12 protein-coding genes are annotated in these 15,448 nt (G+C 52.5%); all 12 read right to left on the minus strand.

All coding sequences use genetic code 11. The features are described 5' to 3' along the window. Positions 1 to 3,483, minus strand: coding sequence for a DNA polymerase III subunit alpha (dnaE, locus tag I2D83_RS17180; protein ID WP_181829857.1), 3,483 nt, complete (start codon positions 3,481 to 3,483; stop codon positions 1 to 3). Positions 3,484 to 3,567: 84 nt separating this feature from the next. Next, positions 3,568 to 4,164 (minus strand): ribonuclease HII, encoded by a 597-nt coding sequence (gene rnhB / locus I2D83_RS17185; RefSeq protein WP_012773643.1) that lies wholly within the window; start codon positions 4,162 to 4,164, stop codon positions 3,568 to 3,570. A 35-nt stretch (positions 4,165 to 4,199) separates the two neighbouring features. Then, positions 4,200 to 5,351 (minus strand): lipid-A-disaccharide synthase, encoded by a 1,152-nt coding sequence (lpxB, locus tag I2D83_RS17190; protein WP_194429717.1) that lies wholly within the window; start codon positions 5,349 to 5,351, stop codon positions 4,200 to 4,202. A gap of 3 nt (positions 5,352 to 5,354) precedes the next feature. After that, positions 5,355 to 6,143, minus strand: a complete 789-nt coding sequence (gene lpxA / locus I2D83_RS17195; RefSeq protein WP_012773641.1) for an acyl-ACP--UDP-N-acetylglucosamine O-acyltransferase — start codon at positions 6,141 to 6,143, stop codon at positions 5,355 to 5,357. 4 nt (positions 6,144 to 6,147) lie between these two features. Beyond that, on the minus strand, positions 6,148 to 6,603 hold the full coding sequence (fabZ, locus tag I2D83_RS17200) for a 3-hydroxyacyl-ACP dehydratase FabZ (protein WP_010284842.1): 456 nt from the start codon (positions 6,601 to 6,603) through the stop codon (positions 6,148 to 6,150). 102 nt (positions 6,604 to 6,705) lie between these two features. Then, positions 6,706 to 7,728, minus strand: coding sequence for a UDP-3-O-(3-hydroxymyristoyl)glucosamine N-acyltransferase (lpxD, locus tag I2D83_RS17205; protein ID WP_194429716.1), 1,023 nt, complete (start codon positions 7,726 to 7,728; stop codon positions 6,706 to 6,708). A gap of 3 nt (positions 7,729 to 7,731) precedes the next feature. Next, positions 7,732 to 8,229: a molecular chaperone Skp gene (skp, locus tag I2D83_RS17210; protein ID WP_012773638.1), complete on the minus strand. Its 498-nt coding sequence runs from the start codon at positions 8,227 to 8,229 to the stop codon at positions 7,732 to 7,734. Between the two features lie 142 nt (positions 8,230 to 8,371). Continuing rightward, on the minus strand, positions 8,372 to 10,801 hold the full coding sequence (bamA, locus tag I2D83_RS17215) for an outer membrane protein assembly factor BamA (protein WP_205946978.1): 2,430 nt from the start codon (positions 10,799 to 10,801) through the stop codon (positions 8,372 to 8,374). Between the two features lie 35 nt (positions 10,802 to 10,836). Beyond that, positions 10,837 to 12,192, minus strand: coding sequence for a sigma E protease regulator RseP (gene rseP, locus I2D83_RS17220; protein WP_012773636.1), 1,356 nt, complete (start codon positions 12,190 to 12,192; stop codon positions 10,837 to 10,839). A gap of 21 nt (positions 12,193 to 12,213) precedes the next feature. After that, the gene (gene cdsA / locus I2D83_RS17225; protein ID WP_012773635.1) at positions 12,214 to 13,071 is read right to left on the minus strand and encodes a phosphatidate cytidylyltransferase; all 858 of its coding nucleotides are present in this window, start codon (positions 13,069 to 13,071) and stop codon (positions 12,214 to 12,216) included. Positions 13,072 to 13,080: 9 nt separating this feature from the next. Then, positions 13,081 to 13,842 carry a (2E,6E)-farnesyl-diphosphate-specific ditrans,polycis-undecaprenyl-diphosphate synthase gene (gene ispU, locus I2D83_RS17230; protein WP_180778214.1) on the minus strand — a complete coding sequence of 254 codons (762 nt, stop codon included), beginning with the start codon at positions 13,840 to 13,842 and terminating at the stop codon, positions 13,081 to 13,083. Positions 13,843 to 14,041: 199 nt separating this feature from the next. Next, positions 14,042 to 15,238, minus strand: a complete 1,197-nt coding sequence (ispC, locus tag I2D83_RS17235) for a 1-deoxy-D-xylulose-5-phosphate reductoisomerase (protein ID WP_180778213.1) — start codon at positions 15,236 to 15,238, stop codon at positions 14,042 to 14,044. Between the last annotated feature and the right edge of the window lie 210 nt (positions 15,239 to 15,448).

Consider the following 15,448-nt stretch of genomic DNA (forward strand, 5'->3'; position numbering starts at 1 on the left):
TTAGTCAAATTCCAGTTCCACCTGCTCATTACCCACTAATGTGCGCAGCTCGTTCAGTAGCGCATCGGCAGGCGTTACACGCCATGCTGCGCCGAAACGTAGTCGGGCGCGCGCATCTTCACGCTGGTAATAGAGATGCACTGGGATCGTCCCCGATCGATGGGGTTCCAACGATTGGCGGAGACGGTTTAATAGCTGGTCATCAATTTGCCTGTCAGTCAGCGAGATAGCAAGCCCGCGCGCGTATTTTTCCCGCGCTTCACTGATATCCATTAACTCTCGGACGGTCATTTTAAGCCCGCCGCTGAAGTCATCAAAGCTGACCTGTCCACTGGCGATAAGGATACGGTCTTTCTCAAGTAAATGCTGATATTTTTCCAATGCATCGGTAAACAGCATTATCTCAAGCCGACCGGAACGATCGTCCAAGGTACAGACACCAATACGGTTACCCCGCTTGGTTACCATGACGCGAGCCGCCAACACCAGCCCAACGGCAGTGGTCATTTTACCCCGATCCGTCGGGTGCATATCTTTCAAACGCACGCCACCGGCATAGCGTTCGATTTCCTTAATATATTGCGTGATCGGGTGGCCGGTCAGGTACAGCCCCAGCGTTTCCCGCTCACCATCCAATACGACCTGCTCCGGCCACGGTGGCACGGTGCTGTAGGATTGTTCAACCTGCTCGGGCGCCTCGGCCAACACGCCAAACATATCCACCTGACCAATGGCTTCCGCTTTCGCATGCTGATCGGCGGCCTTCAACGCATCAGCTAATGAATTCATCAGCGCGGCACGGTGCGGCCCCAGGCGGTCAAAGGCCCCGGACATGATCAGTTTTTCCAGCACGCGGCGGTTCAACTTTTTAATGTCGGTACGCGCACAGAGGTCAAACAGTTCTCTAAAATAACCGCCCTGATTACGCGCCTCGATAATCGCCTCAATCGGGCCTTCACCCACGCCTTTAATCGCGCCGATGCCGTAAACAATCTCGCCATCGTCGTTCACGTGGAAGTGATACAGACCGCTGTTGATGTCCGGAGGCAAGATTTTTAACCCCATCCGCCAACATTCATCAACCAGCCCGACCACTTTATCCGTGTTGTCCATATCGGCCGTCATTACCGCCGCCATGAATTCAGCCGGATAGTGTGCCTTCAGCCACAGCGTCTGGTAAGACACCAGCGCATAAGCCGCAGAGTGCGATTTATTAAAGCCGTAACCGGCGAATTTTTCCACCAGGTCGAAAATTTTAACGGCCAGTTCGCCGTTCACGCCGCGAGCTTTGGCACCATCTTCAAAGCCACCACGCTGCTTTGCCATTTCGACCGGGTTCTTTTTCCCCATCGCACGACGCAGCATGTCCGCACCGCCCAGCGTATAACCCGCCAGTACCTGGGCGATCTGCATAACCTGTTCCTGATACAGGATAATGCCGTAGGTCGGCTCCAACACAGGCTTGAGTGACTCGTGCTGCCATTCGATATCAGGATAGGAGATCGCTTCACGGCCATGCTTACGGTCGATGAAGTTATCCACCATGCCGGATTGCAGCGGGCCGGGGCGGAACAGCGCCACCAGAGCGATCATATCTTCAAAGCAGTCAGGCTTCAGGCGTTTGATCAGGTCTTTCATGCCGCGCGATTCAAGCTGGAATACCGCCGTGGTTTCCGAGCGTTGCAGCATGTCGAAACTTTTCTTATCGTCGAGCGGAATGGCCGCGATATCAATCGGCTCCTGACCTTGCTTCGCGCGACGGGCGTTAATCATCTCCAGCGCCCAGTCGATGATGGTCAGCGTACGCAGGCCGAGGAAGTCGAACTTCACCAGTCCGGCATATTCCACGTCGTTCTTATCAAACTGGGTAACCGGGTGGTTCCCTTCTGCATCGCAGTACAACGGCGCGAAATCGGTAATCTTGGTGGGGGAAATCACCACCCCACCCGCATGTTTACCGGCGTTACGCGTTACCCCTTCGAGCTTGCGCGCCATATCAATGAGGGCCTTAACTTCCTCATCGGCCTCATAAATTTCCGGCAGCTGCGGCTCAGCAGCAAAGGCTTTTTCCAGCGTCATACCCGGATCGGGCGGCACCAGTTTTGAAATACGATCGACAAACCCATATGGGTGCCCAAGCACGCGCCCTACGTCACGAATAACCGCTTTCGCCGCCATCGTACCGAAGGTAATAATCTGTGATACCGCATCGCGACCGTACATTTCCGCAACGTGATCGATCACTTTATCGCGTTTTTCCATACAGAAATCGACGTCGAAGTCAGGCATGGAAACACGTTCAGGGTTGAGGAAACGTTCGAACAGCAGGTCGAATTCCAGCGGATCCAGATCGGTGATTTTCAGCGCATAGGCCACCAGCGAGCCAGCACCGGAACCACGCCCCGGCCCAACAGGCACGTCGTTATCCTTCGACCATTGAATAAATTCCATTACGATGAGGAAGTAACCGGGGAACCCCATCTGGTTAATCACGCCCAGTTCAATATCCAGACGCTCATCGTACTCTGGTCGCCGCGCAGCGCGCACTTCCGGGTCAGGGAACAGGAATTCGAGGCGCTCTTCCAGCCCCTTTTTCGAGCACTCAACCAGAAAGTCTTCCGTGGTCATGTCACCCGTCGGGAACTGCGGCAGGAAATATTCACCCAGACGAATCGTTACGTTACAACGCTTGGCAATTTCTACGCTGTTCGCCAGCGCTTCGGGGATATCAGCAAAGAGCTCGCACATTTCCTCTTCGGAACGCATGTACTGCTGCGGGCTGTAATTACGTGGACGTTTAGGGTCGTCAAGCGTGTAGCCATCGTGGATAGCAACGCGGATTTCGTGAGCGTCAAAATCATCAGTGCTGATAAAACACACTTCATTGGTCGCCACCACGGGCAGCCCGTGCTTCGTTGCCAACTCGACGGCAGCGTGCAAATAGCTTTCTTCGTCGGGGCGTGACGTGCGGATAAGTTCCAGATAGTAACGCTGGGGGAAGTGCTCCTGATAAAACGCCAGACACTGCTCTGCCTGTGTCTGGTTGCCGCGCAGCAAGAATCGACCAACATCACCCCGGCGACCACCAGACAGTAAAATCAGTCCTTCACGATGCTCAATCAGCCAATTCCGGTCAATTGTCGGCCCGGCAGCACCATAACCCCGCTGGTAAGCCTGAGAAATCAGCAGCGTGAGATTCTGGTAGCCTTCATTATTCATGGCCAAGATAGTGAGATGCGCGAGTTCATCCCCTAATTCGTCGCTTTCGACACAGAAGTCTGCGCCGATAATAGGCTTGATGCCCGCGCCATGCGCGCCACCATAGAACTTAACCAGCCCACACAGGTTGGTGAAATCGGTAATCGCCAGCGCTGGCATGCCAAGTGCCGCCGCCTTTTTTACCAGCGGACCGACTTTAGCCAGCCCATCGATCATGGAATAGTCACTGTGAACACGCAGGTGAACAAAACGTGGTTCGGCCATCTCCAGATCCCAGAATTTATCGATTAGTCAGCATGGCAGGCACGACTACGTGCGCACGCCACACCGAGAGTTAATGATGATGTTTTACGCCAGCCCTAATGCTCGTTTGACTGGCGCGAAGCTCCGACGGTGAAACTCAGTGGCACCCAGCGCGGCCAGTTTCTCCAGATGGAAAGCCGTTGGGTAGCCTTTGTGTTGGGCAAAACCATAAGCGGGGAAGCGTTCATCCAACTCGACCATCTCACGATCGCGAGTCACTTTCGCCATAATCGAGGCCGCGCTGATTTCTGCCACGCGACTATCCCCTTTAACAACCGCCTGAGAAGGCATCGGCAATGCCGGGCAACGGTTACCATCAATCAGAACAAAATCGGGTACAACAGCCAATCCGGCCACCGCTCGCTGCATTGCCAACATGGTAGCATGCAGGATATTCAGTTGATCAATCTCTTCCGGCTCAGCCCGGCCAAGGCTCCACGCCAGCGCCTTCTCTTTGATTTCATCATAGAGTGCTAGCCGGCGTTTTTCACTCAGCTGTTTAGAATCTGCCAGCCCGACAATTGGCCTAGTCGGATCAAGAATCACCGCCGCCGTCACGACAGCACCAACCAGAGGACCGCGCCCCACTTCATCAACGCCAGCGATACAGGTCGCCTGCGGATAGATAAATATTTCACTCATGGCTTTATTAACATGGTCTTACGAATAGGGTTTTATTAACGCGGCTTGACTAATTCCAGTACCGCCTGAGCCGCTTGCTCATCAGCGTTACAGCGAATCTGCTGATGCAAATCCACAAATGTCGTACGCAGCGCAGCCGTTTTATCCGAATCTGCAAACAGCGGCAATAGCGCAGCGGCCAGCTTGTCAGGTGTACAGTCGGTCTGAAGCAATTCCGTCACCAGTTCACGCCCAGCCAGCAAATTCGGCAGCGACACCCACTGTGTTTTGACCAGACGCTGTGCCAGCCAGAAGGTAAAGGGTTTCATGCGGTAACCCACCACCATCGGGCATTTTGCCAGCATACACTCCAGCGCCGCCGTACCGGATGCCAATAGCGCCGCATCACTGGCAATCATAGCTTCCCGCGCCTGTCCATCCAGCAGATGCACGCGCAAATCGGGGGCCACACTGCTTTTGATCTGCTCAAACTGTTCACGCCGCTTGCTGTTCACCAGCGGAACGACAATTTCCAGATCGGGAAAATGTTCGCGCAGCAGTACAGCGGTCTTGAGGAAATCGGCACTAAGCATTTCTACTTCTGCGTTGCGGCTACCCGGCAGCAGCGCCAGACAATGTGCCTCTGGCGCAATGCCCAACGTCGCACGCGCGGCCTGCTTATCGGGATGCAGCGGCATTGCATCGGCCATCGTGTGGCCGATAAAGCGACAAGACACATTGAAACGATCGTAAAACGCTTTTTCAAAAGGCAAAAAGGCCAGCACCAGATTGGTCGCTTTACCTATTTTGAAAACGCGTTTTTGACGCCATGCCCACACGGACGGGCTGACGTAGTGAATGGTATTGATGCCGCGCTGCTTGAGGTTCCCCTCCAGCGTGATGTTGAAATCAGGTGCATCAATCCCCACGAAGACATCGGGCTGAAGCTCGCTGAAACGTTGGGTCAAATCCCGCCGAATTTTCAGCAGGCGAGGAAGCCGACCCAGCACTTCAACAATGCCCATGACGGCCAGCTCTTCCATCTCGTACCAGGCTTCACAGCCTTCAGCCTGCATACGCGGTCCAGCAACGCCGACAAACCGCGCATCGGGCACCTTTTCTTTTAGCGCTCGGATCAGGCCCGCGCCAAGGATGTCGCCGGAAGTTTCCCCGGCGACCAGCCCAATAGTCAAAGGACGTGATGACATGGATTAACGAATGATGCCGCGAGTAGAACGGGCAAAGAAATCGGTAAACGCCTGCACAGCCGGGTGTTCCGCCGCCAGAGCTTCAATTTCCGGCTTCACTTCGTCCAGCGTTTTACCGCTGCGGTAGAGCAGTTTGTACGCGTTACGGATCGCGTGCAGAGTATCTTTCTCGAATCCACGACGCTTCAGACCTTCAATGTTCAGGCCAAACGGCGTGGCATGGTTACCCTGCGCAATAACATATGGCGGCACATCTTGCGCCACACCGGAACATCCGCCCACCATGACGTGAGCACCAATGATGCAGAACTGGTGTACCGCCGTCATCCCACCGATAATCGCAAAATCATCGACGGAAACATGGCCGCCCAGCGTTGCGTTATTCGCCAGAATACAGCGATTGCCCACTACGCAGTCGTGCGCGATATGCGTGTTGATCATCAACAGGTTATCGCTACCGACTTTAGTCAACCCACCGCCCTGTGTCGTGCCACGGTGAATCGTGACGCTTTCACGGATACGGTTACGATCGCCAATCTCAACGCGGGTCGGTTCCCCGGCATATTTGAGATCCTGGTTCACTTCACCAATTGACGTGAACTGATAGATTTCGTTATCGCGACCAATTTTAGTGACGCCATTGACGACGACATGTGATTTCAGCACCGTACCTGCACCGATCTCAACCTGAGAACCGATATAGCAGAACGGGCCAATATGAACGCCAGCGCCAATGATGGCACCGTCTTCAACAATCGAACTTGGGTGAATAAAGGCGGTTTGATCAATCACGTTATCAGGACTCCCGACGGCGAGCACACATCATTGACGCTTCACAGGCCACTTCGCCATCAACTTTGGCAACACCTTTAAAGCGTGCAACGCCGCGACGCTCTTTGATGAATTCAACTTCAAGGATCATTTGATCGCCTGGCTGTACAGGGCGCTTAAAGCGCGCTTCGTCCACAGCGGCGAAATAGTACAGCTCACCCGGCTCCAGTTTTCCCACGCTTTTAAACGCCAGAATACCGGTGGCCTGAGCCATCGCTTCCAGAATCAGCACGCCGGGAAAAATCGGTTTGCCCGGGAAATGGCCCTGGAAGAAGGGTTCGTTGAAAGAGACGTTTTTCACCGCCCGCAGAAACTTCCCTTCTTCAAAATCCAGTACCCGATCAACCAGTAAAAATGGGAAACGGTGCGGTAATAGTTCTAAAATCTCTTCAATATGCAGAGTATGAGTGTCAGTAGTCAAAATACTCTTCCTGTCCATAAAAACTGATGCCATCAACAACACGGCCTGCGCAGACCCTAAATTAGGTGTCTTCAGGCAGGCCGCAAATAAAAACGCGAGTGATTAAACGTTATCGACTTTTCGTTCAACGGCTTTCAACCGTTTGCTTATCTCATCAATATTCATCACCAGCGCTGCGGTTTTACGCCATACTTTATTGGGTTGCAAAGGAATGCCCGAAGAGTATACCCCAGGTTCTGTGATTGGTCGCATGACCATCCCCATTCCCGTTACCGTCACTTTATCGCAAATCTCCATGTGCCCGTTGATTACGCTGGCACCGCCGATCATGCAATAACGACCAATTTTCAAGCTCCCCGCCATAATGACGCCACCCGCTACCGCGGTATTGTCGCCAATCACGACGTTGTGCGCAATCTGACATTGGTTATCAATGATAACACCATTGCCAATGACCGTATCATCCAACGCGCCACGATCGATGGTCGTGCTTGCGCCGATCTCAACCCGATCGCCAATTCTAACCGTGCCTAACTGCGGGATTTTTACCCAGTTACCGCGATCGTTGGCATAACCAAAACCGTCTGAACCGATAACCGTTCCTGACTGGATCAGGCAATGATCACCCAGCTCAACGCGGTGATAAATCGTTACATTTGCCCACAAACGAGTACCGGCACCAATGCGGGCATCTTTGCCGATGAAGCAGCCGGGACCAATGACAACACCATCACCCAACTGTGCGCCAGATTCGATGACGGCATTTGCACCAACGGATACCTGCTGCCCCAGCGTTGCGTCTGGCGCAATAACCGCGCTCGGCGCAATATCGGTTGCCGGTTGTGGCGTGGTATCCAGCAGCTGTGCCATACGCGCATAGGTAAGATAGGGATTCTTCACTACCAGCGCAGCAACCTGACAGTAAGGTAAATCCGCTTCCGTCAGCACAACAACTGAGGCTTGCGTCCCAGCCAGTTGCTCACGGTAACGACTGTCGGAAAGAAACGTAATTTGCCCAGTTGTTGCTGAATGCATAGAAGCAACACCGGTGATGACGATATCGCCATCACCGTGTAATTGTGCATCCAACTGTTGAGCTAACGCGTCCAGTCGAATTGAATACATGTATTATTTAACCTGTTTCAGCACATCAGCAGTAATGTCTTTCGCATTGGCGACATACGCAACCGCGTTAGCATCAATCACAACATCATAGCCTTCTTTGGTTGCAACAGCTTTTACTGCATCCTGAATACGGCTCAGGATTTTGTTGCGCTCTTCCATCTGACGACGGCGGTTGTCCTGATCAAAAGCCTGCGCTTTAGTAGAGAACTGCTCGCGCTGCGCCATGACGTCCTTCTCCATTTTGCTGCGATCGCTCGCTTTCATGGTAGAACCATCACGCTGCAACTTCTGCATCTTGGTCTGTAAATCGTTTTCCATAGATTGCAGTTCAGAAGCACGGCCTTTGAACTCGTTTTCCAGCTGTTTGCCAACGGTTTCACGCTGCGGCAGTTGTTGGAAAATGCTGGAGACGTTAACAACGGCAATTTTGTCAGCAGCCTGAACGCTGGCTGAAGCAGCCAATGCTAAACCGAGGCCTGCGGCACATAACCACTTTTTCACTATAAACTCCTCAACCTAACCTATTTGTGTCTTAACACTTTAATTATGAGCATCGCGTCGTAGTATGAACGGCTTATGTTCAACCGTTCATATTTACGAACAACGAGGCGACATTCCCTGCATACGACCTATTGACGTCACACTACCAGGTTTTGCCAATGTTAAACTGGAATTGTTCCGACTTGTCTCCATCGTACTTTTTAACCGGCTGGGCATAGGAGAAGACCAATGGCCCAAGCGGAGACATCCATTGCAATGCAATACCGCTGGAAACACGGAAGTTGCTCGCCTTGCTGTAATCCGGTACGCCTGCGGCAATCGTTGCAGGGGTATTTTCCCAGTGGGTATCCCACACTGTACCACCATCAACAAAGAAGGAAGTACGGACGGAACTCGCGTATTTATCGCTGATAAACGGCGTCGGCACGATCAGCTCCGCACTCAACACCACCATCGCATTCCCCCCCACTGCGTCATCCAGATTAGTCGAATCGATTGGGCAGTTAGCATAAGAAGATTCGCTGCCATTACATTTGTAATACGCCGCCTTAGGACCGATCGTGTTGGACTGGAAACCACGCACCGTGCTGGAGCCACCGGCGTAGAAGTTGTCGTAGAACGGCACTTCTTTACTCCCGATACCATCAGCAAACCCTGCACGCGTACGCCCCATCATGACCCATTTTCCGCTGTCTGTCAGCGGGTAGTAGCTCGCCGAATCAAACGTCAGTTTGTAGTATTCGTTATCCGAGCCCGGAACGGTGACTTTAGCATTTGCAGACGCACGCGTTCCTTTCGTCGGGAAGTAGCCGCGATCAAGATTGTTATACGACCATCCCGTATTCAGGAAGAAATCGTTCGCTTTGACATCTTCGCTGGATTTGACATTTTCGCCAACTACAGAGGGATTGACCCCCACGGAATCCAGGTAACGCCACATCGCCACCTGCGGTAGCATATCCGACAGATCGTTATGTACATAATCCAGACCGACACGCAGTGAGTTATTCTCGTTAATCGGGAAGCTCAGCGTGCTGCCAACACCGTAACTCACGTTGGTATAGTCAGACAAATCGGCATCGTACGCTTCAAATTTGTTATAGAAAATGCGGCCACCGAGGCTAACACCATCGACGGTAAAGTACGGGTCGGTCAGCGACAGCTCGACATAGGTCTGATAGTCGTTTTTAGTTCCACTGATACCAACGGAGTTACCCGTTCCCAGCCAGTTATCCTGCTGAACCCCCGCCTGGAAGCTCACACCGCTTTCCGTACCGAAACCGACACCAAAGTTGAAGGTACCCGTATTACGCTCTTTGACTTTATACGTTACATCAACCTGATCGGCCACACCGGGAACGCGCTGCGTTTCTACATCAACGCTTTCAAAGTATCCCAGTCGGTTTAGACGCTCTTTGCCCTGTTCAACCAGATCGTTACCTAACCAGGCACCTTCCATCTGGCGCATTTCACGGCGCAGAACAGAATCTTTCGAAGTGTCATTACCGTCAAAACGGATATGACGCACATAGAAGCGGTTACCCGCATCAACGTTGATGTTTAATTTCACCGTCTTGTCTGCGTCATTAATTTCCGGCTGTGTTACCACGCGCGGATAGGCATAGCCATAACGACCCAGCAGCTTCTTGATGTCCTCTTCCATCCGGGTCACTTTCGTCCCGTTGTAGAGTTCACCTGGCTCGATCTTCGTCAATCCTTCGATTTCCGCAGAGTGACCAGCCAGATTGCCTTTCACCGCTACGCCGGACAGCTTGTACTGCTCGCCTTCCGTCATATTGATAGTGATATAGATACCTTTCTTATCTGGCGTCAGACTCACCTGCGTGGAATCGATGTTGAAACGCGCATAGCCGCGATCCAGATAGAAACTCCGCAGGGTTTCCAGATCGCCAGACAGTTTTTGTTTCTGGTATTTACGGTCACCGACCACATTCCACCACGGCACTTCGTCACGCAGTTGGAAGCGGGAGATCAATTCGTCGGAACTGAATGCTTTGTTACCGACAATATTAATCTGTTGGATCTTGGCGGAAACGCCTTCCGTGAAGACCAGTTTCAGGTCTACACGGTTACGCGGGAGTGGCGTGACAACGGCTTTAACCGACGCACTATATTTACCCACGCTATAGTAGAAATCTTCCAGTCCTTTTTCGATGCTAGTGAGCGCGGTGCGGTCTAACGCTTCACCGACGCGCACGCCAGAGGCCTCCAGGTTTTCTTTCAGCATGTCGTCTTTGACGGACTTATTGCCGGAAAACGTGACGCTGGCGATTGTCGGACGTTCTTTCACCTGCACAATCAGCGTGCCGCCATCGCGCAGGACGCGAACATCTTCAAAATTTCCGGTCGCAAACAAGGCACGGATGGTGTTACCGATATCATCGTCGCCGATGGTATCACCAACGCGGACTGGCATACTGAGTAGTGCCGCTCCGACGGCAACCCTTTGCAGGCCCTCGAAATGAATGTCCTTCACTACGAACCCGTCTGCACCGTATACGGTTGCGCTGCTGAACAGCAGCGACGCTATGAGCAACTTTTTGATCGCCATCGTTGTTATGCGTTTTTCCTAACCTAATCCCGCGCCTAGAGACGAGAGAAATCATTGAAAAGTGCGAGTCCCATTAACAACATCAGCAACACTGTACCAATGCGATAGCTAACGTCCTGCACACGCTCAGAAACCGGCCTGCCCTTCAGCTTTTCAACCGCAAGAAAGAGCAGGTGTCCACCATCCAATACCGGCAGAGGGAACAGATTGATGATCCCCAAATTGACGCTGATTAAGGCCAAAAACATCAGGTAATAAATCAATCCATAATCTGCTGACATTCCTGCGCCCTGAGCAATCGAAATGGGACCACTCAGGTTGTTTAGCTTAACATCACCCATAACCAGTTTCCCTAACATACTGACGGTCAATTTCATCAGTTGCCAGGTTTTATCTGTTGCCTGGTAGATTGCGCTAAACGGCCCATACTGGCGCACAGTTCTGTATTCTTCAGGCAGTGGCGTCACACTTGGCATAACGCCCGCCAGCCCTTCAACTCTGCCACTCCCCACAGATTTGCTGTCCGGCGTTAACGTCAACGGTACTGCTGCACCGTTTCGTTCCACCTCCAGAGCAATAGATTGTCCGGGGTTATCACGCACGGCGATGACGAAATCCCGCCATTGCGCTAGTACCTGCCCGTCGACTTTAACGATCCTATCTCCGACTTGCAAACCTGCTTTTTCCGCCGCCGACCCTGCCTGTACCTGGTGCAGTACTGGCTCGATTTGCGGACCGCGCGGAATAATCCCGAGCGAGGCGGCCGGATCTTGCTTATCAGGCTCGAACTGCCAATCGCGTAAATCCAGCGTTTTTTGAACGACACGGTCAGAACCTAACGGTGCGCTTCCGATTACAACCTCGCTATCGCCGATTTTACCGATCAGCGCCAGACGCGCAGTATCCCAATCAGGCGTTTCGATACCATCTACTGACTTTAGTTCCATTCCCGCCGACATTTCCGCTTGCGCCGCGATGGAGTTGGGCAGTATTTCACCCACTACCGGGCGCACGCCTGGCACGCCGAGAATAAACACCAGCCAATACGCCACAATGGCAAACAGGAAATTGGCAATCGGACCGGCGCTGACGATCGCCGCACGCTGCCAGACCGTTTTACTGTTAAATGATTGGTGACGGAATTCTGGCGCAACCGTGTCGACACGCTCATCCAACATCTTGACGTAGCCACCAAGTGGAATCAGCGCAATCACGAATTCGGTACCGGTACGATCGCGACGACGCCATATTGCGCGACCGAAGCCAACGGAGAAGCGTTCTACCTTCACACCACAGCGGCGAGCCACCCAGAAATGCCCAAACTCATGGACGGTGACCAGCACACCCAGTGCGATGATAAACGCGGCAAGATTCCAGAGAAAACTCAGCATAAATAGCTCTACCGCTTTATTCTAAGCCACTTTAAACAGCAGCAGCATCAGGCAAGAGAACACAGGAACCGCAGCAGTCAGGCTGTCGATACGATCGAGCACACCACCGTGCCCCGGAATCAAATGGCTACTGTCTTTGATGCCCGCCTCGCGTTTGAACATGCTTTCCGTCAAATCACCCAGTACCGAGGCCAACGCAGCAGCGATAGAACATATCAGCAGCGTCGATGGTGCCACCGTTAATGGCGCGTAAAGGCTAAACAGCACAGAAATGAGCGCTGAGGTCGCCAGGCCGCCAAGAAAGCCTTCCCAGGTTTTGCCCGGCGAGACTTTTGGCGCGAGTTTACGCTTACCAAACAGTTTACCGAACATGTAAGCACCGCTGTCCGCCCCCCACACCAGCAGCATGACGTAGAGCAGCCACCAGGCACCCGAGAACGGATTAATCGCGTAATTATAATGACGAAGCGCGACCATGCCCCAGAAAAACGGCACGATCGTCATGATGCCGAACACCAGCCGCAATGCGCGCGAATGGCGCCAGAATGAGGCGGAAGCCGGATAGAACAGAACCAACAGAAGCGCCACACCCCACCACGCCAGCGATGACCAGAGTGCGATACTGATCTGCGGAATATGAACGGAATAATGGTAGGCCGGAAGTGATAACAGCATCAGCGCCAGCAAGAAACCACACAGAATCGCGAGCCACAGGCGTTGACCATAAGAGGCAAACCCCGCCAGTTGACCCCATTCCCATGCAGCCAGCATACAAACGGCCAGCGTAACAAGCGTGAATCCCAGAGGAGGCAGCAAGAAAAGAGCCGCAATAACAATCGGGATTAAAATAAAAGCAGTAATCAGGCGATACTTCAGCAAAAGTTCCCCCTAGGATGCATCAGCATCGATAGGTGTTGTTCCCCCGAAGCGGCGCTCGCGTTGTGCAAAAGCATTCAGCGCACCTTCAAAGACTTGTTCATCGAAATCAGGCCAGAGGACATCAGTAAAGTAAAGTTCAGCATAAGCAATTTGCCACAGAAGAAAATTACTGATGCGGTGTTCTCCACCGGTTCTGATCACCAAATCAACCGGAGCCAGATCATTCAGACAGATGTACTGACATAATGACGCTTCATTAATGCTATCAGGGCGCAGAATGCCTTCCTGGACCTGCTCCGCAAGTTGCCGTACTCCCTGAATAATATCCCAACGGCCGCCATAATTCGCGGCAATATTCAGTGTGAGCCCCTGATTCTTTTCTGTCAGCGCCTCTGAACGGCGAATGCGTTCTTGTAAACGCGGGCTGAAGCGACCGATATCTCCGATCACCCGCAAGCGAACATTGTGCTTGTGCAGGCTTTTTACTTCGCTATCCAGCGCCCGAACAAACAGCTCCATGAGTGCGGATACTTCCTGCGCAGGGCGGTTCCAGTTTTCACTACTAAATGCGTAAAGCGTTAGTGCGTCCAGCCCTTGGCTTACTGCAAAACTGACTGAACGTCGAACAGCCTTTACACCAGCCTGATGGCCAAAAATCCGCATTTTCCCCCGGCTTTTCGCCCAGCGACCATTGCCATCCATGATAATGGCAACATGCCGCGGCCCGGCGGGTGGCAGATCGTTAGTATTTTTTTGATTATCGGACGGCATAACGCGTACTTATTTCCTCAAGCAAGAAATACAACAGTCCTTCCGTAACATCAGACCCCGTTAGCGCAAAAAAAGCCGTGAACGATCACGGCTTAGCTTCATTAGTCGATTAAACAATCGTTCGCATAATCAACCATTGAGTGGCGCAGACTATACCACCTCCACCGCACATGAACAAATTGTGCCATGGTCTATCCGGCTATCGCGCGTAGTGTGTCAGGATCTGTGTTGCGGCCTGTCTGGCCCAGCGATCGATGTAAAGAACATCATCAACACTGTCGGGCTCTGGTAATGTAAGTTGTTCAATAACATGTCGATTTACCGCCGCAATATCCGTAAAGCGAATCTGCGACTGCAAAAATGCGGCTACCGCAATTTCATTCGCGGCATTCAATGCCGTCGTGGCCGACTGGCCCTGATTACAGGCATCAATTGCCAACTGCAAACAAGGATAGCGCGCATAGTCCGGTGCCAAAAATGTCAACGCACCAATCTGGCAAAAATCTAACGCTTTTGCGCCAGATGTCACACGCTCGGGATAAGCCATCGCATGAGCAATCGGCGTACGCATATCGGGCGATCCTAGCTGTGCCAGAACGCTGCCATCACGGTAACGCACCATCGAGTGAATCACTGACTGCGGATGAATAATGACTTCCATCTGCTCGGCAGAAGCGTTAAACAGCCAGCGAGCTTCGATATATTCCAACCCTTTGTTCATCATCGTGGCAGAATCAACCGAAATTTTGCGTCCCATTGACCAGTTTGGATGCGCACATGCCTGATCCGGCGTCATGTCCGCCAACGCCGACACCGCTGTCTCACGAAACGGTCCGCCAGACCCAGTCAAAATAATCCGTTCGACACCATGCTGCGACAATGAAGCGTAGCCTAATTGACGCTGAATTTGCTCAGGTAAACTCTGAAAAATCGCATTATGTTCGCTATCAATCGGTAAAAGCTGTGCGCCACTTTGCGCTACGGCGTCCATAAAGAGACGTCCACAGGTAACCAGTGATTCTTTATTCGCCAACAAGACCTGTTTTCCGGCATGGATTGCCGCCAGCGTCGGCAATAATCCTGCCGCCCCCACAATCGCGGCCATGACTTGATCGACACCATCCAATGCAGCAAGGTCACACGCCGCTTGTTCCCCCGCCAAAACCTCTGTTTTGCAACCGTATTCCGCCAACTGTTGGCGCAGAGCTGTTGCAGAAACTTCATCGGCCATTGATGCGTAGGCAGGTTGGAAAGTGAGGCACTGCTCCAGCATCAGCTTGACGTTGTACCCGGCAGATAACGCACGTACAGCAAACTTATCGGGATTGGCTTTAATGACTGCCAGAGAACTGACGCCGATAGAGCCAGTGGAACCAAGAATTGTCAGTTGCTTCATTAAAAATGCTCTGAATAACCGGATTTGATGACAGGAAGGTACACGAGTCTGAGACGATTACCATGATATATCTCTGCTATCGATCACAGTCACGACAGCCGCAGACCTATACATAGCAAAAAATTGTTTACTACCCAGAGGGGCTGGCCTTCACCCATTCCTTGTACAAAAAATAAAGCGCCGCCGGAAAAAGGGGCAAGCCCACACGTT

This window comes from Pectobacterium aroidearum (assembly GCF_015689195.1).
Lineage (GTDB): Bacteria > Pseudomonadota > Gammaproteobacteria > Enterobacterales > Enterobacteriaceae > Pectobacterium > Pectobacterium aroidearum.